Source organism: Methanoregula sp. (assembly GCF_002835825.1).
Taxonomy (GTDB): Archaea; Halobacteriota; Methanomicrobia; order Methanomicrobiales; family Methanospirillaceae; genus Methanoregula.
The window spans coordinates 1-1,607 of sequence record NZ_PIZH01000462.1; the positions used below are offsets into that span (position 1 = coordinate 1).

At 56.4% G+C, this 1,607-nt stretch carries 1 protein-coding gene; it reads left to right on the forward strand.

Annotation, left to right across the window (positions count from 1 at the left end; translation table 11 throughout):
- Window positions 1-1,607 (forward strand): hypothetical protein (locus tag CW742_RS12295; RefSeq protein WP_292420785.1); only part of this gene is annotated, 1,607 nt, incomplete at both ends.

Here is a 1,607-nt window from a genome sequence, read left to right on the forward strand (position 1 = left end):
GTGCTGAATAAGGAGGTCAATGCCTGGAACGCGGTGGGACTGACCCTTGTCTCGGTGCTCGTCTACCTGACTGGCAATCTCTACCATTTCGTCCTTATCTACCTCGTCCTTCTCGTCCTCTTCCTCTGGTACGCGGCAACCGGGAAGGTCGGCAGAAACACCGTATGCTATCTCGTCCTCTCTGTTGTGCTGACCTCCCTGCTCCTGTCGGTCAAGGTCATCCCGGATCTCGGGGTCACCTCTGCGGTAATCCGGCAGGACATCATCGATCCGCTGGCCGGCGGGGGCTCAGTCGAGACTGCCCTCTCGTCGTTCTTCTACGGTATCCGGATTGACAGCCTCTGGGCCCAGTACGAGAGCGGGGTCATGATCGGCATCATCCCCGTGCTCCTGCTAATCATCGCGCTCATCTACGGTAAAAAGGAGATCGCGATCCCCGGGTATTTCGCGATCCTCTTCTCGCTCATCTGGGCAGGTGCCGGGAAGAGCGTCTTTGCATTCCTCCATCTCCTGCCGATCGTCAGTAACCTCCGCAACCCCGGGCGGATATACGGCGCCCTCCTTCCACTCCTCCTCTTCCTTGCCCTCTACGGGGCAGTCGTCCTCCATGAGCGAATGAAACAAGGTGGTGGGTTCGCCCTGACGGACGAGCAGAAGAAGCTCGTGATGTGGGGTGCCGCCCTCCTCGTTCTTGTCAAGCTCCTGGAACTGCCATACCAGGAAATGATCGGCGCAGAAACCCTCGTATCACTTATCGTTGTCGTGGCGTTTGTCGCCTTTCTCTGGTCCGGCAGGGGCTCGGAAAAGAACCTCCTGCTTTTCTTTTTTACAGCCCTCGCGGTCAATGCAGCAGTCATCATCGCTATCCTGCCGGTTGCACAGTCGCCCCTGCTCGTCCCGCTGCTGATCACCGGCCTGCTCCTGGCCGGGTTCTACCTTTTCGTGCAGAGATGCTCGCCCGGCAGCGGGAAATCGCGGCTCCTCTGCGGCATCCTGCTGGCCGGGATCTTCATCATGATGATAGGCAACATCGGTAACAGCTATATTAGTGTGTCCTCCCCGAAGCTTGAAGAAAGTCCTGCCCCCTCGATCATCCAGCAGGTGAGGGATCGTATCCCTGGAGACACTCCGCTTGTTGCTTACGAAACGGGCGTTCCTATCTGGCACATGGACTTCACCTACTGGGACATGGTAAATGGCATCCAGGCTTTAAGCGTCTATTCCGCCACATACCTCAAGACAATGCCACAATTGACCTATACCCTTGGCAATGTCACGTATTTTACCCCAAATTACATCGTGGACACTCAGTACCGCGAAAACGGGAAAGTTAACATCCCTAATGTAACCTTCGCGGTGCAGAATATTTCCGTGTACATTCCCGAACATGTCCTGCCTACCGTTTTTGCTCTGCGCGGAGAGGAGATGATACCGCTCACGCTCGTGAAGTACTCGCCAGGAGAGGTTATTGCATCGGGAGACCTCCAACGCGGTGACGTCGTTGTCCTGAAAGAGAATTACTACAAGGGCTGGAAGGTTAACGGGGCTGACGCCATTGCCGCAGGCACCGTGGGCAGTATCCAGCTGGTCAACGATAGCAGCCCGGT